The organism is Azospirillum sp. B4 (assembly GCF_000333275.1).
In the GTDB taxonomy this organism is placed as follows: Bacteria; Pseudomonadota; Alphaproteobacteria; order Azospirillales; family Azospirillaceae; genus Nitrospirillum.
Genome location: NZ_BACU01000645.1, coordinates 1 through 20,085, shown reverse-complemented (window position 1 = coordinate 20,085; position 20,085 = coordinate 1). Strand labels below are relative to the sequence as shown.

Sequence of the window (20,085 nt, the reverse complement as noted above, 5' to 3'; positions counted from 1 at the left end):
ACAAAAGGCGCGCCGGCCCTGGGCTGGCGCGCTGGCCGTAACATTAGGCGGCCACGGGGCGTAGTCAAGGAGGTGATCGTCAAGACGGGCCTGGACTCACACCGCCCCCGCCGCCGCTTCCGGCCCGCCGCCGACCACCGGGGCCACCACTGGGGCGGCCGGCATGGCCGGGCGGGCGGCGGGCAAAGGCCGCGACCAGCTGCCGGACACGGCGCGGTCCACGCCGGCGGCCACCACCTGCCAGCAATGATCGGCCAGGGCCTTGCGGGAGCTGAAATCCTCCAGCGAGACCACGGGGTGGAACTCCACCCGGATGCGCAGGCGGCCGGCACCGATCATCTGCCACAGGTGGGGTGGCAGTTCCATGTCGCCATACCAGGCGTACAGGGGACGCAGATCGTGGCCCAGCGGCAGGTCGTCCAGGTGGGTGCACGTCACGCTGACCGGCTGCACCGCCACCGGGTGGCCGTCCACCTGGGTGTTGGCCACGGCGAACAGGGCGGTCTTGAAGGGCAGGACGCGGTTGCCGTCGCTGCTGGTGCCCTCCGGGAACAGGACCAGGCTGTCACCGCCAACCAGGCGGCCGGCCATGTCGTCACGCTGCTTCCCGGCCTCGCGCTTGTTGGCGCGGTTGACGAAGACGGTGCGCTGCAGCTTGGCCAGCAGGCCGAACAGCGGCCACAGGCCCACCTCGGACTTGGCCACGAAGGAGCAATCGATGATGGAGCCCAGGACCGGGATGTCGAGGTACGAGGAATGGTTGGAGACGAACAGGGTGGGCCGGCCCACCGACGGCTCGCCCACTACGTCCACATCCAGGGCCAGCATCAGCCGGCAGCAAACCCGGTGATAGAAGCGGGGAAAGCGCGCCTGGCCAGGCAGTTTCATCGACACCAGGGCCGCCTGCACCGGGATGCACAGGAAGGTCCACGCCAGGTAAAGGGCCAAGCGCACGGAACCGGCACGGGTGGAGCCGATCGCCATGGTATGCCCTCCTACGGATACGGATGAACGGGACGCGGCCAGGATCAGGTCACGGTCACTAGATCATGGCCGATCCGCGCCGTTCGTAATGGCGCAGGTACTTGTCGGTGATCATGTCGGTCTTCACCACGATGGAGACGTCGGTGGTGTTGAACTGATGATCGACCACGGCGCCATCACCCACGAAGCCACCCAGGCGCAGATAGCCCTTGATCAGGGGTGGCACCATGGCCAGGCCGCGGCGCGGATCGACGTCATGCTCTTCCATCAGGCGCATGTCGACATAGCGGTGCGGCAGGGCCACCGGGCGCAGGGCCGGCGGGGCCAGGTGGTGGTAGTGCAGGTAGGACAGCGGCAGGGCCAGCGCCTTGGGGTCGGTCCCCGGCAAGCTGGCGCAGCCGAACAGCAGGTGGATGTCGTGCATCGCGACATAGGCGGCGATGCCACGCCACAGCAGCTGCATGGCGTGGCGGCTGCGGTAGGCGGCGTCCACGCAGGAGCGGCCCAGCTCCAGGATTTCGCCCCGGTATTCCTCCAGCCGCGCGATGTCATATTCGTCGCTGGAGTAGAATGAGCCGGCGCGGGCGGCGCAGGCGCGGCGGATCAGGCGGTAGGTGCCGACCACGCCGGCGGCACCGGCGCCCCGGGCATGGTCGATGACCAGTAGGTGATCGCACAGCGCGTCGAAATCGTCGAAGTCGCGGCGCAGGCGCAGCATCTCCGGCGTCGGGTGCGCTTCCATCTCTTCATAGAAGACCCGGTAGCGGATGGCCTGGGCGGCCTCAACCTCGGCCTTGGTTTCGGCCAAGCGGACCTCCAGGCTCCCCATGCGAAGATCGCCAGAGGTCAGAGCGTCGATCGTGATGTCAGCCATGCTCTCGTTCGCGGTCCTTGAGCGGCGCCAGAGGCGGTCGCGATTTGAGTGACGGTTTCCAACCGAAGCCAAGGCCTTCCAAAGCCAAGGCCGCGGCCCCCGGGAAAACGCTTGCGTCATTGGCATACCACAAAGCGCCGCGGGGCGGTCAACCGACTCATGCGGGCCACCCCCGCCGGGTCATCAAAGATTCACGCGTCTGTTAAGGCGAAGAAACAATTGGCCCGGTTTCGCCAAGGCTGTGGCGACTATTGTCCGGAATCGGAAACGCCACCGATGAGAACGGTAGGAAACCAGGCGTAAATCCCGGCGATGACTTGGAAAAGACGAACAGGCGGCAACCGGACCGGGCGGCCGCCGCCTGCCTCGTTTTTCGCCCCCGCCCCATGCGGGACGGCACCGTCATGGCCGTGAGGGGCCAGCCCGGCAAAAGCCGCGCAGGCCTACCATGCGTGCCACCCAATCGGACCTATGGCCGATCAGGCGTCGCTGCGCGCGCGGGTGCCCAGGCCGATTTCCTTGGCCAGACGGGACCGTTGCTTGGCGTAGTTGGGGGCCACCATGGGATAGTCGGACGGCAGGGACCACTTCTCGCGGTATTCCTCCGGCGTCATGTTGTAGGCCGTTTTCAGATGGCGCTTCAGCATTTTCAGCTTTTTTCCATCCTCAAGGCACACAATGTACTCCGGGGTGACCGACCGCTTGATGGGAACGGCGGGCTGCGGCTTTTCCACCGTGGCCGGCTGCTCCTGCCCGATGTTGGTCAGGGTTTTGTAGACCTGCTCGATCAGCGCCGTCAGGTCGGCAGGCGGCACTGTATTATTGGAAACGTGGGCGGAAACAATTTCCGTGGTCAGGGACAACAACTCACTCGCCGCGGACGGACCGGTCATTTTCCTTACTCCAAGGATGCAGTACCTGACTTGTATAAGTCTAAAACATAAACATGGCAATAACGTTCAAGTTCATCGCGTGAGGACAGATTGACAACAGAAGCACCCACACTCAGTCTTTTGGATATAACTGCCCAGGTTTGTCCTATTACCTTTGTGCGAGCCAAGCTTGCGGTTGAAAAGCTGAAGGCCGGGGAAATGCTTGAAATCCGCCTTAACAGCGGGGAGCCGCTGAACAACGTTCCAAGGTCCTTGCGGGAGCATGGCTATACAGTGGAGATGCGGGGACCGGAAGATCAAGATCGACCAGAAGGCATACACCGCATACGTGTAACTAAATAATCTCTACCCGCTTTTTTTGTTTCCGCCCTTGATACCAGGGCGCCTAGACTGCGGGCGTGGCGTCCAGCGTGCGTCGCAGCAGCATCGCCGCCACCGCCTGGCCAGCCAGGTGGTAGTAATTCGCGCGGCGGCCGATGGGTTCGAAGCCGGTGGCGGCGTAAAGACAGCGGGCCGCCGTGTTGGTTTCCGCCACCTCCAAATAAAGCGCGGCGGCACCGGCGGCGGCGGCGGCCTGGGCGCAAGCCGACACCAGGGCGCCGCCCACGCCGCGCCCTCTGGCTACCAGGGTAACCCCCACGGTCAGTATCTCCGCCTCATCCACCACCGTGCGGATCAGCGCCATGCCCAGGGGCTGGTCGTCCTCCTGCGCGATGAGGGCCGCCACGCCGGGCAGGGTCAACAGGCTGGATATGGCCTCCGCCGACCAGGGGGGGCCAGCCACGTCGGCATCGGCGAAACACAGCGCGTGCACCGCCGCCAGCACCTGCACCTCCGCAGCCAACGCCGGCCGGACGATGACCGCCATCAGGGGGCCACTCCCGTGCCGGCGGGGACGGTGACGTCTGGCGGACGGATGTAGAGGGGGTTGGCCGGATGGGCCGCCAGGACCGCCGGCGTGGCCAGCGCCGTCATGCGCGCCACCGCCAGGGCCGGGCCCTCGGCCCCCAGCGCGGCCACGGAATGATCACAGCCGGCTGCGGCCAGCACGACCGCCACCGCCGGCGCGGCATCGCCCAGCAGCAGCGGCCAGACGGGCAACGCGGCGGCATAGGCGGGAACATCGGCCGGCAGCACCGCCTGCGGTTCCGTCAGCGCCAAGCCCATGGGGTCGAATGCCTGCAGGTAGAAATCCTCCCGCCGGCTGTCGATGGCTACCAGCAGGGGGCGGGTCGGATCACCCGGCGCCTGAGTGTCCTGTCCTTGTGCGCCCAGTCCCGGCGTGCGCGCCTGCACGCCCAGTCCATGCACGGCGGCGTGGGCGTAGGCCTGCAGGCCGGTGACGCCCATCAGCGGCCGGCTGGCGGCCAGCGCCAGGCCGCGGGCCGCGGCCAAGCCCACGCGCAGGCCGGTGAAGGCGCCGGGGCCGATGGTGACGCCGAAACGATCGATGGCGGCATAATCCAGACCGGCCTGGGCCAGCACCTCGTCCACCAGGGGCAGCAGCCGTTCCGCCTGGCCCCGGGCCAGGGCTTCAGCCTTCGCGGCCAGCATCACCGATCGGCCGGCAGGGATGTCCGCCACTCCTTCGACCGACCACAGGGCCACGGCGCAGACGCTGGTGGCGGTATCGATGCCCAGGGCGATGATGCGCCCCGTCCCGTCGGCCGGCATGCTAGACAGGCCCATGCGATGATTCCCTTTGAACAAACCCGCGAACAGACCAGCGAGCGATCATGGCGCCCACCGGCCAGCCGCACTTCGTGACCATCGCCCCGGAAACGGGGTTCGACGTCGATCTCGATCTCCGCTATGCCACGGCCGACAACCTGACGGGAAGCCCCCTATACGGCAGGCCGCTATGCCTGTTGCACCCCGTGGCGGCGGCGTGCCTGGCCCGGGCCATCGCGCGGGCGGCGGCGCTGGATCTGCGCCTGCGCATCTTCGACGCCTACCGCCCGCCCCAGACGCAGTGGGCCCTGTGGCGGGCCCTGCCCGATCCCGTGTTCATCGCCGATCCGCGCACCGGTTCCAACCACACACGCGGCGTGGCGGTGGATCTGACGCTGGCGCGGGCCGACGGCACGGTCCTGGACATGGGAACGGGTTTCGACGACATGAGCCCACGGGCCCATCACACCGACGACACCGTGCCTGCGGCGGTGCAGCGCAACCGCGCCCTGTTGCTGGGCGTGATGGCCGTGGCGGGATGGGCGCATTACGCGTCGGAATGGTGGCACTACCAGTTGCCCGACGCCCATCTCTATCCGCTGGTGGACGATGGCGCATTGGGACCGCGCCTGACGGCCTGATACGGTGCCGCCAGTAAGAGCTTGGCGGCCCGGACCCGAAGGCCCAGGCGCGCCTTTCGCTCCAGCGCGGATGTCTCCATGACGTGTCCGCGCCCGCTCTTAACCTGCACATGATAGAGCGGATTTACACGATCAGGTGAGTCCACCTGATCGCGTTCCGCTCTAAACGATGCTGCACGCCTCTTCGAATTCCAGGCGCGGCAGGCGGGGAAACACCTTGGACGGGTCGCCATAGCCCAGGTTGCACAGGAAGTTGGACTTCACCGTGCCGCCAGGGAAGAACTCGGCATCCACCTTGGCGTTATCGAAGCCCGACATGGGGCCGCAGTCCAGGCCCAGGGAGCGGGCGGCCAGCATCAGGTAGGCGCCCTGCAGGGTGCCGTTGCGGAAGGCCGTGGTGCGGGCCAGCTCCTCGCTGCTGGTGAACCAGGACCGGGCGTCGGCATGGGGGAACAGGCGGGGCAACTGGTCGTAGAAGGCCAGGTCATGGCCGATGATGGCGGTGACCGGCGCCGTCATCGTCTTCTCCGTGTTGTTGCCCGACAGCGCCGGCTTCAGGCGTTCCTTGCCCTCCGCCGACGTCACGAAGACGATGCGGGCCGGGCTGCAGTTGGCGCTGGTGGGGCCGAACTTGAACAGATCATAGAGTTCGCGCAGTAGCGCCTCGGGCACCGGCTTGTCGATCCAGCCGTTCTGGGTGCGGGCGGTGCGGAACAGCAGGTCCTTGCCTGCCTCGGTCAAGGGTTCGCTCATGGGGTCCGGTTTCCTGCTTCTGATTGTCGCCTGTGACGTCCGGGGCGGGCGTCCAGGGTCCCTGTGATCCCGCCCGCCGTCCAGCCGGTGACAGCTGGACGGTCGGGTTCGGCGCCCGAGCATGGCGGGGGCCGGTTGACACCGCAAGAGTGCCCGGCAGGCGGGCCTATGAAAATCAAGAAACCGTCAAGCGTGCGTGCGCGAAAAGAGGATTATACCAGCGGCGCGAGAGGTGCCTCGTGCGCTGTAGCCCGCGACTGCGGGCGCCGCAGATTTGCGGGGAACGAAGTGGACTGCAAATCGAGGATCAGCCAAGGCGGACGGATGTCCGCCGCCCGGCGTCTGAGGGCGCATTTGACATTAACCCGCGTGCTTGACCTGCACCACGATCTGCTGCGGCTCGTTATGAAGCACCGCCTGGTCGAAGTCCCGCAGGCCATTTGTGCGGATCAGCGAGCGCAACGATTTAACGTAGACCGGCCCCAGCTCGGAATATTTGTCCAGGGTGTTCAGCAGCAGCAGGGTATCCAGCGGCTTGCCCTGCCGACGCAGGCTGGCGCGGGTGGCGCGGAACTGGGCGTAGGCGTCGTGGGTGTTCAGGTTCTGCATGTAGACGCGCACGCAGTCCAGCAGATCCTCGAACTTGCGGAAGCGCGAGGTATCGCCCGGGCGGCGGTTACGGGGCGTGATGCCCTCCTTCTCCTCTTCCGACCAGGTCAGCTGGCCGAACAGGGCGTTGCCGTGCTGGGCGAAGCGGGAGGTGCCCCACCCGCTTTCCTCCGCCGCCTGGGCCAGCGCCATGGAAACCGGCACCACGTCCACCCGGCGCAGCAGCGCGTCCAGGTCGATCTTGCGGCTGGGGTCCATGCCGTAGCGGGCGGCCAGACGGGCCACCCACACCTGGTCCAGCGGCGATAGGGCGGGAGCGGCCGCGGCCGGCACCCCGGCACCGCTTCCCATGCCCACGCCCGGCTGCGCCGCCGCCTTGGGCGCCGCCGGGGCGGGCACGCGCAGGGCGGCTTCCACCACATTGCCCCCAACCGGACCCCCAACCGGACCACCTGCGGGAGCGTCCGCCGGAACCCCGTCCTTGGGCGCCGCCGCCGTGGGCGCGGACGTGGGCGCAGACGTGGGCGCAGCACCCTTCAGGCTGTCACGCAGCGCCATCAGGCGGGCACGGTCCCGCTCGATCTCCTCGTTCACCAGTAGCACCAGGGGCAGCATGGTGTTCACGAAGACCTGCTTGCGGTCGTCGACGCTGTCCATCTTGCCCAGGTCGCGGGGCAGGCCGGCCAGCACGATGCGGGGCACCGGGCGTTCGCCCGTGCGCACCTCATCCAATGTGAAATTCTTTTCCTTGAACAGGGCCAACAGGTTCTGGGCGTCCAGCTTCGGCAGCGGCGCCACGGGCTGTTGCACCTGGGCCACGGCCTGGGGGGCCGGGCGCTTCACGGGAATAATGAAACCGGTCGGGGCCAGAAGCGGACCGCTTCCGGACGCCAGCTCAGCGAGGGTCAACGGGAAGACCGCGAAAACCATCACGAGCACGGTACCAATAGCCAGCCAGCGCTGCGCGGGAATCCCCGCAGTGTCGACCTTCGCCATTAATGAATGCTCCGAACAGTTACCGAGGAACGTCCAGACGCCCGCCCCATTCGATCGCGTCCACTGGTCAGGGACATAGGGCGATCGGGGTACGCGTCCATCGGACGTTTTTGCTGCCGGAAATCAAATCCGGGATAATCCGTTCAGCCATGCCCAATGGGCCCGCCACTATGTGGGCCATTCTCCAGGCCGGCATGGCTGCACGGGTAACACTTACACCGTCGGGGGGACGCGTCTCTGTCGGTCCATCTTCCCCATCAGGCGCCACCCACCAACCATCCTTCCCCCATCCTTCGCGGGGGGGTGGGCGGCCGGCATACTAGCGGGCCGCGCGAACTTCGACAACCTCAGGAATGTAGTAGCGCAGCATGTTTTCGATGCCGGCCTTCAATGTCGCGGTCGAGCTGGGGCAGCCGGCGCACGAACCTTTCATGGTCAGGTAGACAATGCCCTTGTCGAAACCGTGAAAAGTGATGTCACCACCATCCTGCGCCACGGCAGGACGCACGCGGGTGTCCAGCAATTCCTTGATCTGGGCCACGATCTCGGAATCCTCTTCTTCACCGTCGCTATGGCCGTCTTCCGCCTCATCCAGCAGCACGGCGCGGTTGGCCGCGAAATGCTCCATGATGCGGCCCAGGATCTGGGGCTTCAGCGTGAACCAGTCCTGGTTCCCGCCCTTGGTCACGGTGACGAAGTCCCCGCCCAGGAAGACCCGTTCCACGCCGTCAACGTCGAACAGCGCCTGCGCCAGGGGAGAGCGGTCGGCGGACGCCTTGTCGGCGAAATCGGCCGTCCCCCGCGCCAACACCTCCCGGCCCGGAATGAACTTCAGCGTGGCCGGATTGGGGGTGTCCTCGGTCTGGATGAACATTTGCAACGCCTTGAAAGACAATACGAAAATGTGGACCCAAAATACGGCAGCGCGCCGTGTGTGCACCAGCATTTTAGCCAAAATGGGGCGACTGTCCGCCAATATCAAGGCGTCAAGCGGCAGACCCGGTCTGCGCGACCCCGCGCCGCGACTGGCACGGCCGCAAAACAAGTGGCTAAGACCGCTGGAATCCCACGGAATTAGTGGCCTTCATGACCCATCATCGATCCCGTGATTTCAACCACCGGCGGCATTTTGAAAATTTGAAGGCCCACGGCTTTTTTCAAAAGCGGAACGATCCGCCACAGCCTTTTAAAAGGCCACACGGCGCTCTTTTAAAACTAGGGCCTGCCGGCGCCTGAGGACCATGCATCACGTTATCGCGTCCAGCTGCAGGTCGTTGAGGGAGCCGGGGACGATGGTGATGGGGATGCGCAGCGTGCCCGACATCTTGCCCACGATATAGGTGATCAGGGGGCCGGGGCCGGCGGTGTCGGTGCCGGCGGCCAGCACCAGGATGGAGATCGACGGCTCCTCCGCGATCAGGGCCAGCAGTTCATCCCGGGTGTCGCCCTCGCGCAGGTAGATCGCGGGGGGCGAGCCGCAGATGTCCACCACGTCGCGGGCCAGGCGTTGCAGCAACTGCTCCGCCTCCTCCCGCCGCTCCTGGCGCATCAGATCCTCCACCGCCGCCCAGTGCTGGAAGTCGCCCGGTTCGATGCAGTGCATCAGGGCCACACGGCCACCGGTGCTGCGGGCGCGGCGGGCGGCGTAGTGCAGGGCGACGGTCATTTCCTCCGTCTCGTCCACCACCACCAGGAAGATGCGCTGAGGGCCGGCGGCCGGCGGGATGGGATCATCGATGGACATGGGACGCTGCACCCCTCTGCCAGTATGGTGACGAGAACGCATGGTGACAGGAACGCTGGACTGGTGTCAGCCCTTACGGAACACGGTGCCGGCCAGCCAGCCGGCGCCAACCGCCAACAACACGCCCATCAGGCCGTAGATCAGGCCGTCATGCTGGGCGAAGTCGAAAATGTCAGCGGAAAAGCCGATCTTGCTGACGGCCAGCGGTGTCGTCTGCGCCCCCACCACATCCTGGTCGCGGATGAGGTAGACGCTGACGGTGTAGAGCCCGATCGGCACGTTGGCCGGGAAGCTGATCGACGTCCGGAACAGGCGCTGGCCCAGGAAGACCACCTCCCCCACTTCGGTGCCGTACAGCCCCTCGCGCTGCTTGTTGCGGATGAGGGCCGAGCGGAACTCCGCCACCGTGGTGGCATCGGCATCCGCGCGCGGCAACATGCGCACATGATCAAGCCCGATTTCATGGCGTTGTGCAACTGCTGGTGGCAACAGCGCGTCCAGCGGCTTGTTGCTGGCGACGCCATAAAAGCCCGGGACGTGGGAGAACTTCAGGGTTTCATTGTTGATCCAGATGCCGGCGATGCGGTCCTTGCGCCGCACGGTCTGGGAGGTTTCCGGCCCTTCGATCACCACGGCGACGTCGCCCGGCTGGTCGATGGCGCCGAACAGCACAACGTCGGTGCCGGTGAAGCCGGTGGTGATGGCGATCAAATGGCTGGACAGGTCGGCCACCAGGGTCTGGGCCCGCACCGGCGTCCAAATTGCCAGCAACGCCAGCACAGCCATCGCCCCGCCCCAGCGCCGCGCCCTCATTTCGGGCCCGCTGTGGTGGTGATGGAATAGAGGTCGTCCGGCGTCAGCACCAGGTCCACCGCCAGCTTGACGGCCACCCCCAGCACGGTCAGGGCCAGCAGGGCGCGGGCCTGCTCCCCCTTCAGATAGCCGCTGGCGCGCGAGCCCATCTGGGCACCCAGCACGCCACCGACCAGCAGCATGAGGGCCAGCAGGATGTCCACCGTGTGGTTGGTGGCGGCCTGCAGCACGGCCGCCACGCCGGTGGTCAGGATGATCTGCAGCAGCGAGGTGCCGGCCACCAGGGTGGTGGGCATGCCCAGGATGTAGATCATGGCCGGCACCAGCAGGAAGCCGCCGCCGATGCCCATGATGGCCACCAGCACGCCGCCGATGAAGCCGATGCCCACCGGCAGCAGCACGCTGATGTACAGGCGCGAGCGGGGGAACCGCATCTTGAACGGCAGGCCGTGCAGCCAGGTGTGGTGGTGCAGCTTGCCCCGCGTCGCCCCCTTGCGCCGGCCGCGGAACAGGGCGCGCACGCTTTCCATCAGCATCAGGCCGCTGATGCCGCCCAGGAAGATGACGTAGGACAGCGAGATGACCAGGTCGATATGGCCCAGCCGCTGCAACATGCCGAACAGCATGACGCCCAGCACGGTGCCGACGATGCCGCCGGCCTGCATCACCAGGCCCAGCTTCACGTCCACGTTGCGCTTGCGCCAATGGTACATGACGCCGGAGACGCCGGCCCCCACCAGCTGGTTGGCCTGGGTTCCCACCGCCACCGCCGGCGGCACGCCGATGAAGATCAGCAGCGGCGTCATCAGGAAGCCGCCCCCCACCCCGAACAGGCCGGACAGGAAACCGACCATGGCCCCCAGGCCCAGGACCCAGAAGACGTTGACCGACATCTCGGCGATCGGCAGGTAGATTTGCATGGGATCCCTAGGCGTGCCGGCCACAGGCCAACTCTACCTGAGCGGCCGGGCGGCGGCCATGGGCCTTGCCGTTTACGCGCAAAAGAAAAGCGGCGTGGGGATCGGCCCCGCGCCGCTGATCCTTGCGCCTGGGGCCGCCAGTAGCTTACGGACGCAGCAGGCCGACGATGTCCTTCACCTCCGCCATGGTGCGCGACGCGATCTCGTTCGCCTTGTCGGCACCGTTGCGCAGAATCCGGTCCAGTTCCGCCGGCTCGGCCAGCAACTGGTTCATCTTGTCGGTGATGGGCGACAGCTTGGCCACCGACAGGTCGCACAGGTCGGCCTTGAAGGCGGAGAAGTTGGCGCCGGCGTGGCGGGACAGGGCATCCTGCTTGGAGATGTTCTCCAGCGCCGCGTAGATGGTGATCAGGTTGTCGGCCTCGGGCCGCTTCGCCAGTTCCTCGGTGGTGTCCGGCAGGGGTTCCGGATCGGTCTTGGCCTTGCGGATCTTCAGCGCGATGGTGTCGGCGTCGTCCGTCAGATTGATGCGGCTGTAGTCGGACTCGTCCGACTTGCTCATCTTCTTGGTGCCGTCGCGCAGGCTCATCACCCGCGTCGCCTCGCCCATGATCATGGGCTCGGGCGCCGGGAAGACCTCCGTCTCATAATAGCGGTTGAAGGCGCCTGCGATGTCGCGGGCCAACTCCAGGTGCTGCTTCTGGTCCTCGCCCACCGGCACGTGGGTGGCCTTGTACAGCAGGATGTCGGCCGCCATCAGCACGGGATAGGCGTAGAGGCCCAGCACGGCGTTGTCGCGGTGCTTGCCCGCCTTCTCCTTGAACTGGGTCATGCGGTTCAGCCAGCCCATGGGGGTGTGGCAGGAGAAGATCCACGACAGCTCGGCATGGCCGGACACGGCCGACTGGTTGTAGATCAGGTTGCGCTCGGGATCGACGCCGGCGGCGATGTAGGCCGCCGCCACGGCGCGGATGTTTTTGGTCAGCGTCGGCGCATCCTGCGGCAGCGTCAGGGCGTGCAGATCCACCACGCAGAAGATGCACTCGTACTGTTCCTGCAAGGCCACCCAATTCCGCAGCGCGCCCAGGTAATTGCCGAGGTGGAGCAGGCGGGTCGGCTGCATGCCGGAAAAGATGCGGTTCATCGGGTGTGGCCTTGGGTGGGGAAGTAAAAACCGGGATGCGAAGGTAGGGCCCCACCCCCGTGCCGGTCAAGCCGGCCTGGGCGCGCGCCCTATTTCCTTTTCCGGCGCCCTATTTCCTTTTCCGGCGGATGCGGGCCAGGAAGTCGGTCACCACCACGCCGCGCAGCGCCACCACCGCGATACCGTAGGCCACCAGGCCGGCCGCCACCAGGATGGCCAGCGCCGGCACCCGCACCCAGACGCCCCCGACGAAATAGGGGTCCAGCACATGGGCCAGGGGCAGCAGGCAGGCCGCCATCACCAGGCTGGCCGCCAGGATGCGCGGCGCCCGGGTCAGCAGCTGCCGGTCCAGGCGCAGCCAGCCGCGCCGGACCAGGGAGAGCGACAGCAGGCTGATGTTGCCCCAGGCGGTGACGGTGCTGGCCAGCGCGATGCCCAGGTGACCCAGCGGCGTGAACAGCGCCAGGCCGGTGGCCAGGCCCATGTTCACCACCAGGGTGGCGATGGCGATGCGCATGGGGGTGCGCGTGTCCTGGTGGGCGAAGTAGATGGCGGTCAGCACCTTGGAGGCGACGTAGGCCGGGATGCCGGGCGCGTACATGGCCAGCGCCAGCGCCGTCTGATGCGCCTCGCCCAAGCCGAAACGGCCGCCATGGAACAGCGCCTTGTAGATGGGCTCCGGCACCAGGCCCAGGGCGAAGGCCGCCGGCAGGGCCAGCAGCAGGCCGAATTCGATGCCCCGGCTGACATGGTGGTCGATGGCGTCCCGCTCCCCCCCCTGGACATGGCGGGACAGGGTGGGCAGCAACGCCGTGCCGATGGCGATGCCGATGACGCCCAGCGGCAGCTGATTCAGCCGGTCGGCATAATAGAGGTAGGAGATGGACCCCGACGGCAGCAGCGACGCCACATGGGTGCCGATGATCAGGTTGATCTGGATGACGCTGGCGCTGATGGCGCCCGGCACCATCTGGCGGAACAGGCGCCGCAGATCCGGCGTCAGGCGCGGCCAGGTGATGCGCAGGCTGACCCCCGCCCGGTGGCAGGAAACGGCCAGCCAGATCATCTGCACCATGCCGGAGATGGTCAGGCCCCAGGCCTGGCCCAGGTTGGCCTCCAGGTGCAGCCACACGGTGAGGCCCAGCGCCGCGATCATGCAGATGTTGAAAGCGATGGGCGCCGCCGCCCCCGGCGCGAAACGGCCCAGCGCGTTCAGCACGCCGGTCTGCAAGGCGGTGATGGAAATGAAGATCAGGTAGGGGAAGGTGATGCGCCCCAGATCCACCAGCCGGGCGAAATGCTGCGGCTGGTCGGCGTAGCCGCTGGCCAGTCCCAGCATCACCCAGGGCATGGCGATCATCACCAGGGCGGTGACGGGCAGCAGCACCATGACCATGAAGGACAGCGCCTGGTCGGCGAACTGGTCGGCCGGCCCCCGCCCCCGCGCCTTCAGGTCGGCGGAGTACATGGGCACGAAGCTGACGGTGAAGGCCCCTTCCGCGAACATGGAGCGGAAGTAGTTGGGCAGGCGCTGCGCCACGATGAAGATGTCGGCGGACACGCCCGCGCCCAGAACCCAGGCGGTCAGCAGGTCGCGGATGAACCCGCCGACGCGGGAGATGAGGGTGAGGCCGCCAACGGTGGCGGTGGCGCGTGCGAAGCTCATGATGGCGGATTATATGAAAACCGGCAGGGGTGCCAGTTTTCATAGGCCCTCAAGCGCCGGGCGCGGCCATCCGGCCGCTTGGCTATCCTCGCTTTCCAGTCCACTGCGTTCCCCGGAAAGCTCCGGCGGACCCAGTCGGGTCCTAGGAAAAAGCGCGTGTGGATCAATGTGACGTCACTCGGCCGCCGCTGCCGTCCGGCGGCGCACCGGCTTGGCCTTGGGCTGTTCCGCCGCCGGATCGGGATCGTCCAGCACGGCCAGCAGTTCCTTGCGGATCTGGGTCAGCTTGGTCTCATGCGCCACCTTCAGGCCGAAGATGTCCTTCACGTAGAAGACGTCAACGGCGGCGTTGCCATAGGTGGAGATCTTGGCAGAGGCGATCTGCAGGTTCAGGGCCGTCAGCGCGCGCGTCAGGTCGTAGAGCAGGCCCGGCCGGTCGCGGCCGTTGACCTCGATGACCGTGTAGCCGGCGCTGGCCTTGTTGTCGATCAGCACGCGCGGCGGCACGCGGAACACCCGGGTGCGCGGCGGCAGGGGCGAGACGCGCTTGGCCAGTTCCGGCGCCAGTTTTATGTCGCCGGCCAGCGCCTTCTCCACCGACGCCTTCAGCCGCGCCAGCTTCTCACCGCTGTCGAAGCGGATGCCGCCGGGGCCGGTGCCTTGCAGGGAAAAGACGTCCAGCGCCATGCCGTTGGTCATGGTGGTGATGCGGGCGTCGACGATGTCGCCGCCGGCCAGCGCCATGGCCCCCGCCAGGCGGGAGAACAGGCCGGCATGGTCGGCCGTGTAGATCGTCACCTCGGTCACCGACCGGCCGGGATCGAAGCGGGTGTCGATGGTCAGCGGCGCCCGACGCGTCTCCGCGTCATGGATCAGGCGGGCGTGCTGGGCCAGGGTCGGCGGATCGAAGGCCAGCCAGTAGTTGGGATAGCCCAGCGCCAGGTGGTGGTCGATATCGGCCGGGGCCCAGTCCGGCAGCTGGGCGCGCAACGCCCGTTGCGCGTTGGCGATGCGCGCCTCACGCCCATCGGCCCCCACCACGCCGCCGGACATCATTTCCTCGGACCGCCAGTACAGCTGGCGCAGCAGCGTCGCCTTCCAGTTGTTCCAGCGGCCGGGACCCACGGCACGGATGTCGGCCACCGTCAGGACCAGCAGCAGCTTCAGGCGTTCGGGCGACTTCACGATGTCGATGAAGTCCCGATTGTCTTTTCATCATCCAGTCGCGCTTGAAGGCGACGATGGACATGGTCAGGTGCTGGCGGACCAGCCAAGCCACCGTTTCCGTCTCTTCCTCCGTCATGCCCAGACGGGGGCACAGCTTCTCCGCCACCTTGGCGCCCAGGATGGAGTGGTCGCCGCCCCGGCCCTTCGCCACGTCGTGCAGCAGCAGGGCCACCGACAGGGCGCGCTTGGAGCTGAGGGTGTGGATGACCTCGCAGGCCAGCGGCACCTCGTCCTTCAGGTTGCCCTTTTCGATGTCAGCGGGCCGGGATGGTGGCGTGCGCCTCGGTGGCGCCACCGCGCAGCAGGTCCAGCCGGCGGAAGACGATACCGGTGTTCGCGGGTGCCGGGCGCATCGTCATGGCAACGGGCAGGCCGGAATGCAGGCCGACACCGGTGCAGTTGATGGGGGCCTTCAGCGTCTGCTGGCGGGCGGCGGTGGTGATTTCACGATCGGCGTACACGGGTCCAACTTCCTTGATGCTGCCGTGATACGGGGCGGGCCGGGCCTTTCCTGCATCACATGCGCCCCAGGGTTATGTCCCCAGGGACTTGGGTTCGGACGAGGGCGGTGGGGTGGTCCGGATCGACCTGGGGCCCTGCCATTCACGTCCGGCGACCGGTTCGGCATGCGGTCCAAAATTCGGACCCTGCCGCCTTATCGCCTCGGCTCTGACGTCCGATCTTGCTGTGAACCGCATGTTGCGGTGCATCGAAGGCCAAACGTCATGCTGCCTAAGTAACGCCGTGACGCCCAGGCTTCAAATCACTCTTTGTTACCGAATGTTACGTGACGCTATGCGTATCTACTTGAGCACAAATGCAATTTTGCCTTCTTGTCGCCACAAATGAAAAGGGCCGCTTTCCTGCGGGAAGCGGCCCTTCGCATGATGCGATGCAGTGACGTCAGTCACACGGGATGCATCCATACCTCATTTCAGTTCGCCTGGCGGCGGAGAAAGGCCGGAATATCCAGCGAGCTGTCCTCACCCGGGGCGCGGCCCAAGCCGGGCTCCGGATGCACGGACGGCGCCGGCTGGCGCGGGGCCGGGTGCTGGGCCTGGGGCGCGGCGGCATGCTGGTGCACCGGCTGCTGCTGGACATGAGGCGCCGGCTGGGGTGCATAGTGCGCGGCCGGCGCCGGCTGGCGCGGTGCCATCTGCGGCTGGGGGGCCGCTTGCGGCGCCGGCTCGTCACCGCCAAAGCCGAACATGCGCTGGAAGATGCCCTTCTTACGTGGCTCGGCTTGTGGTGGCGTGTAGCGGTCCGGGTTGGGCGCGCCCAAGCGCGGACCGGCATCGGCCGGGCGCGGCGGGATGAAACCGGTACCGCCGCGTTCGCCCCGCAGGGTGCCGGGGGCGGGGGCGCGCATGGGCACCTCCGCCCGGGGGGCCTGCTCGGCCGCCGGTTCCGACGCCATCTCGACGGCGGGCGCCGTCGGTGCGGCTTCGGTCGCCGGCGTGGCGAAGGCGGCCGGGGCCGGCACCGCCATCTGTGGGGCGGTGATGGGGGCCGGTGCCGGCGTGGTCACGGTGGCCACGGACGGTGCCGGGGCCGTGGCGGTGGACGCCGCCGTCATGGGGGCCGGGGCCATGGGCGCGGGCGTCAGCGCCGCGTGGTAGCTGGCGCCGGCCGCCGGCCGCACCGGGGTGCTGACCGAAGGCGTGGCCGGAATGGCGGGCGCGCGGCGCGCGGCGGTGCCGCTGACGACCGACAGCTGCGGGGCCGCCGGCTGGTGGCGCGGCTGCTGGCCGGCCAGGGTCTCAATGCCGGTCGCCACCACCGACACCCGCATCTTGCCGTCCAGCTGGGCGTCGAAGGTGGAGCCGAAGATGATGTTGGCGTCGGGGTCGACCTCGTCACGGATGCGGTTGGCCGCCTCGTCCACCTCGAACAGGGTCATGTCGTAGCCGCCGGTGATGTTGATCAGGACGCCGCGGGCACCCTTCATCGACACATCGTCCAGCAGGGGGTTGCTGATCGCGGCTTCTGCAGCCTCCACGGCGCGGCGGTCGCCGGTGGCTTCGCCCGTACCCATCATGGCCTTGCCCATCTCCGTCATCACGGTGCGGATGTCGGCGAAGTCCAGGTTGATCAGGCCCGGCATGACCATCAGGTCGGTGACGCCGCGGACGCCGGAGTGCAGCACATCGTCGGCCATCTTGAAGGCGTCGGCGAACGTGGTCTTCTCATTCGCCACCCGGAACAGGTTCTGGTTGGGGATGATGATCAGCGTGTCGACGTAGCTGGCCAGCTCATTGATGCCCTGCTCCGCGATGCGCATGCGATGCGCGCCTTCGAAGTGGAAGGGCTTGGTCACCACGCCCACGGTCAGGATGCCCTGTTCCCGCGCGGCGCGCGCGATTACCGGGGCGGCACCCGTGCCCGTGCCACCGCCCATGCCGGCGGTGATGAAGCACATGTTGGTGCCTTCCAGGTAGGAGAGGATCTCCTCCAGCTGCTCCTCGGCGGCGGCGCGGCCCACGTCGGGGCGCGAGCCCGCGCCCAGGCCGCGGGTGATGGTGCTGCCCAGCTGCAGGCGCTTGGTGGCCTCGCTGCCGGTCAACGCCTGCGCGTCGGTGTTGGCGACCACGAACTCCACCCCTTCCAGGTTGGAGCGGATCATGTTGTTGACGGCGTTGCCGCCGGCGCCGCCGACACCGAAGACGGTGATGCGCGGGCGGGTCAGCACTTCCACCGGCGGAATGGTGACTTTGATGGTCATGGCGTGGTCCCCTCTGCGGAACGTCCTGAATTGCGTGCGTTTAGGTCTTGGGTCGATTTCGGTGTTCGGCCGGTACATCGGCCCCTGGCGGGGGTGCCCGATGGGGGCGGCCTGAATTTCTGAAGGGCCCACCTGGGCATGAGGATGGCCGTCATAGGTTGTCCCTCAGCCAGTTGCCCATGCGGCCCCACCAGCCGGAACCGGCGGGTTCGATCAGGGGAGCCAGGGCCGGGGCCTCGGCATGTTGTTGGACGGCGTAGGCCAGCAGGCCGGCGGCGGCTGAGAAGGCGGGGCCGCCCACGGATTCCGCCAGGCCGCCAATGCGCAGGGGGCGGCCCAGGCGCACCTGCTTGTCCAGCACCTGCTGCGCCAGTTCCCGCATGCCGGGCAGCTGGCTGGCGCCGCCGGTCAACACCACGCGGCGGCCGGCCAGCTTGGCGAAGCCGGAGGCGTCCAGGCGGCCGCGCACGAACTCGAACACCTCCTCCAGCCGGGGCTGGATGATGCCGACCAGCAGGGACTTCGGAACATGGTGGGCCTGGGCCCGGTCCTCCTCCCCGATCTGCGGCACGTCGATGATCTCACGCTCGTCCGAAGGCGCGGGCAGGGCGCTGCCGTACAGGGTCTTCAGGCGCTCGGCGTGGGCCAGGGGTGTCGTCAGGCCGCGGGCGATGTCGCTGGTCACGTGGCTGCCGCCGATGGGCACGCTGTCGGTCCATACCATCTTGCCGTCGAAGAAGACGGAGATGCTGGTGGTGCCGCCCCCCATGTCGATGAGCGTGACGCCCAGGTCCATCTCATCCTCCACCAGGCAGGACAGGCCCGCGGCGAAGGGGGACATGACGAAGCCTTCCACGCCCAGATGGCAGCGGCCGACGCAGGAGTTCAGGTTGCGCACCGGGCCGGCGGCGGCGGTCACCACGTGCAGGCGCACGCCCAGCCGCTCTCCCACCATGCCGCGCGGGTCGCGGATGCCGCTGGACCCATCCACGGTGTAACCCACGGGGATGGAATGGATCAGCTCGGCGTCGGCGGAGACGTTCAGGTTGCGGGCATGGGCCAGGGCCCGGCGCAGGTCGGCGTCGGTGATCTCCGAGCCCGAGATGCCGGTTTCCACCGTCAGGGTCTGGCTTTCGGGTTGGCCGCCGGACAGGCCCACCAGCACCTCGCGGATCTGTTCGCCCGCCATGGTCTCGGCGGCGTGCACGGCGGTGCCGATGGCTGTCTCCGCCGCCTCCATATCCACGATGGCGCCGGCGCGCACGCCGCGCGACACCTGGTGGCCGATGCCGACCACGCGTATGGAGCCGGGCTCCTCCACCCGGGCGATGAAGCAGACGACCTTGCTGCTGCCCACATCCAGGGCGGCGATGGTGCCGCCGCGCGCGACGCGCTTGGGCTTGGACCGGCCGGTTACGGTGAATGCCATGGTCTGGTCCGCCTCAGTTCTTCTTCGCCGGCTGGCGCTTCTTGTCGCCAGGCCGGACCGCCCCGCCCTTGACGGGCGCCGGGGCGGGGGAGGTCTGGACGACAAGGCGGTCCGGCACGCGCAGGTCGATGGCGACCGCGTCGCGGTCCAAAATCTTGTCCGACGCCTGAAGGGCGGCCAGCTGCTGGATGGCCGCCTCGAAATTCAGTTCCGGCAGGCGCACTTCCGTGCCGCTCTTCAGGTGCAGGTCCCAACGGCGGGCGCCCACCAGCACGGCGGCATCCACGCGCGCCTGGATCGTGGGGGCCGCCGCCAGGGCGGCCAGCAGGGCGCGGCCCCGCCTGGGCGCCCCTTCGCCTACCAGGATGGGCAGGTTGGGGAAGTGGTCCAGGTTGTGGTCGGTCAGCACCGTGCCCTCGGCATCCACCAGGGCCAGCTTCTGCTCATGCTGCCACAGGGCCATGGGCTGGCGTTCCGTCAGCACCACGTACAGCGTGTCCGGCAGGCGCCGTTCGATGCGGGCGCTGGCGATCCAGGGGATCTGCTCCAGCTGCTTGCGGGCGGCGTGCGGGTCGAAGCCCAGGATGGGCGCGCCGCGCTCAACGCCCAGCGCCGCCAGCACCTGGGCACCGTCCGTCTCCTTGCGGCCCTTGACCAGCACTTCCTGCACCTGCAGGCCGCCGCGCGCCGTGACATCCAGGAAGGCCTCCGTCACGGCGTTGCTGGCGGCCGTCAGCTTGCCGCTGGCCCAGCCCCACAGCACAAGGCCGCCGACCAGGGTCAGCGGCACGATGATGGTGGCACGGCGGCCCAGGAACTGCACCCACCGCGGCGTGGCGCGGCGGCGGTTAGCGGCCTGGGCGGCGCGCTGCGTCGTCCGCCGCGTTTCATACGCAATGCGGCTGCGCGGGGTGTCGCCCTCGGGGAACAGGCCGGGGCTGGACGGATGGGTCACCCGTGGCATGCCGCGTGCTCCACAATCCAGCCGCACAGGTCGGC

Annotated in this window: 20 protein-coding genes; 2 read left to right on the top strand and 18 right to left on the bottom strand. The window is 67.7% G+C overall.

Translation table 11 applies throughout. The features are described from left to right. Positions 1–96: 96 nt before the first annotated feature. The 3 genes from I55_RS29225 to I55_RS29215 form a co-directional block, all read right to left on the bottom strand. On the bottom strand, positions 97–984 hold the full coding sequence (locus I55_RS29225) for a 1-acyl-sn-glycerol-3-phosphate acyltransferase (RefSeq protein ID WP_044564241.1): 888 nt from the start codon (positions 982–984) through the stop codon (positions 97–99). 58 nt (positions 985–1,042) lie between these two features. Next, complete coding sequence (locus I55_RS29220) at positions 1,043–1,858, bottom strand: GNAT family N-acetyltransferase (protein WP_044564240.1); 816 nt, start codon at positions 1,856–1,858, stop codon at positions 1,043–1,045. Positions 1,859–2,337: 479 nt separating this feature from the next. Beyond that, positions 2,338–2,751 carry a MucR family transcriptional regulator gene (locus I55_RS29215; RefSeq protein ID WP_044564239.1) on the bottom strand — a complete coding sequence of 138 codons (414 nt, stop codon included), beginning with the start codon at positions 2,749–2,751 and terminating at the stop codon, positions 2,338–2,340. Positions 2,752–2,841: 90 nt separating this feature from the next. Between I55_RS29215 and I55_RS35130 the strand changes: the two genes are divergently transcribed. Next, complete coding sequence (locus tag I55_RS35130; RefSeq protein WP_083901511.1) at positions 2,842–3,093, top strand: sulfurtransferase TusA family protein; 252 nt, start codon at positions 2,842–2,844, stop codon at positions 3,091–3,093. Between the two features lie 43 nt (positions 3,094–3,136). Here the strand turns inward: I55_RS35130 and I55_RS29210 are convergent, their stop codons facing one another. Together I55_RS29210 and tsaB are read right to left on the bottom strand one after the other, a co-directional pair. Next, positions 3,137–3,619: a GNAT family N-acetyltransferase gene (locus tag I55_RS29210; RefSeq protein ID WP_044564238.1), complete on the bottom strand. Its 483-nt coding sequence runs from the start codon at positions 3,617–3,619 to the stop codon at positions 3,137–3,139. Next, a complete protein-coding gene (tsaB, locus tag I55_RS29205) occupies positions 3,619–4,440 on the bottom strand; it encodes a tRNA (adenosine(37)-N6)-threonylcarbamoyltransferase complex dimerization subunit type 1 TsaB (protein ID WP_049974624.1) in 822 nt (273 codons plus the stop codon). Before tsaB ends, I55_RS29210 begins: the two co-directional genes overlap by 1 nt. Before the next feature lie 47 nt (positions 4,441–4,487). On the opposite strand from tsaB, the gene ddpX reads away from it, so the two are divergent. Further along, on the top strand, positions 4,488–5,063 hold the full coding sequence (gene ddpX, locus I55_RS29200; RefSeq protein WP_044564237.1) for a D-alanyl-D-alanine dipeptidase: 576 nt from the start codon (positions 4,488–4,490) through the stop codon (positions 5,061–5,063). 162 nt (positions 5,064–5,225) lie between these two features. On the opposite strand, the gene I55_RS29195 is transcribed toward ddpX, so the two are convergent. The 13 genes from I55_RS29195 to I55_RS29135 form a co-directional block, all read right to left on the bottom strand. Then, positions 5,226–5,816 (bottom strand): malonic semialdehyde reductase, encoded by a 591-nt coding sequence (locus tag I55_RS29195; RefSeq protein ID WP_044564236.1) that lies wholly within the window; start codon positions 5,814–5,816, stop codon positions 5,226–5,228. A gap of 360 nt (positions 5,817–6,176) precedes the next feature. After that, complete coding sequence (locus tag I55_RS33670; protein ID WP_159107301.1) at positions 6,177–7,268, bottom strand: glucosaminidase domain-containing protein; 1,092 nt, start codon at positions 7,266–7,268, stop codon at positions 6,177–6,179. A 472-nt stretch (positions 7,269–7,740) separates the two neighbouring features. Next, positions 7,741–8,295 carry a NifU family protein gene (locus I55_RS29185; RefSeq protein WP_044564235.1) on the bottom strand — a complete coding sequence of 185 codons (555 nt, stop codon included), beginning with the start codon at positions 8,293–8,295 and terminating at the stop codon, positions 7,741–7,743. Between the two features lie 372 nt (positions 8,296–8,667). Then, positions 8,668–9,165, bottom strand: a complete 498-nt coding sequence (locus I55_RS29180; RefSeq protein WP_044564234.1) for a universal stress protein — start codon at positions 9,163–9,165, stop codon at positions 8,668–8,670. Positions 9,166–9,231: 66 nt separating this feature from the next. Further along, positions 9,232–9,951, bottom strand: a complete 720-nt coding sequence (locus I55_RS29175; protein WP_044564233.1) for a TIGR02186 family protein — start codon at positions 9,949–9,951, stop codon at positions 9,232–9,234. 23 nt (positions 9,952–9,974) lie between these two features. Continuing rightward, positions 9,975–10,898: a sulfite exporter TauE/SafE family protein gene (locus tag I55_RS29170; protein ID WP_044564232.1), complete on the bottom strand. Its 924-nt coding sequence runs from the start codon at positions 10,896–10,898 to the stop codon at positions 9,975–9,977. Between the two features lie 145 nt (positions 10,899–11,043). After that, a complete protein-coding gene (gene trpS, locus I55_RS29165) occupies positions 11,044–12,042 on the bottom strand; it encodes a tryptophan--tRNA ligase (protein WP_044564231.1) in 999 nt (332 codons plus the stop codon). Between the two features lie 109 nt (positions 12,043–12,151). Next, positions 12,152–13,708: a murein biosynthesis integral membrane protein MurJ gene (gene murJ / locus I55_RS29160; protein WP_044564230.1), complete on the bottom strand. Its 1,557-nt coding sequence runs from the start codon at positions 13,706–13,708 to the stop codon at positions 12,152–12,154. 1,018 nt (positions 13,709–14,726) lie between these two features. Continuing rightward, positions 14,727–15,230 carry an HD domain-containing protein gene (locus I55_RS38765; protein WP_252181361.1) on the bottom strand — a complete coding sequence of 168 codons (504 nt, stop codon included), beginning with the start codon at positions 15,228–15,230 and terminating at the stop codon, positions 14,727–14,729. Further along, positions 15,190–15,396 carry a UDP-3-O-acyl-N-acetylglucosamine deacetylase gene (locus I55_RS29150; RefSeq protein WP_044564229.1) on the bottom strand — a complete coding sequence of 69 codons (207 nt, stop codon included), beginning with the start codon at positions 15,394–15,396 and terminating at the stop codon, positions 15,190–15,192. The genes I55_RS38765 and I55_RS29150 overlap by 41 nt, the downstream gene beginning before the upstream one ends. A 473-nt stretch (positions 15,397–15,869) precedes the next feature. After that, positions 15,870–17,657: a cell division protein FtsZ gene (gene ftsZ, locus I55_RS29145; protein WP_044564228.1), complete on the bottom strand. Its 1,788-nt coding sequence runs from the start codon at positions 17,655–17,657 to the stop codon at positions 15,870–15,872. 151 nt (positions 17,658–17,808) lie between these two features. Further along, positions 17,809–19,086, bottom strand: a complete 1,278-nt coding sequence (gene ftsA / locus I55_RS29140; protein WP_044564227.1) for a cell division protein FtsA — start codon at positions 19,084–19,086, stop codon at positions 17,809–17,811. Positions 19,087–19,099: 13 nt separating this feature from the next. Continuing rightward, positions 19,100–20,085, bottom strand: a 986-nt coding sequence (locus tag I55_RS29135; RefSeq protein WP_211100325.1) for a cell division protein FtsQ/DivIB, incomplete at its 5' end; no start/stop codon positions are given.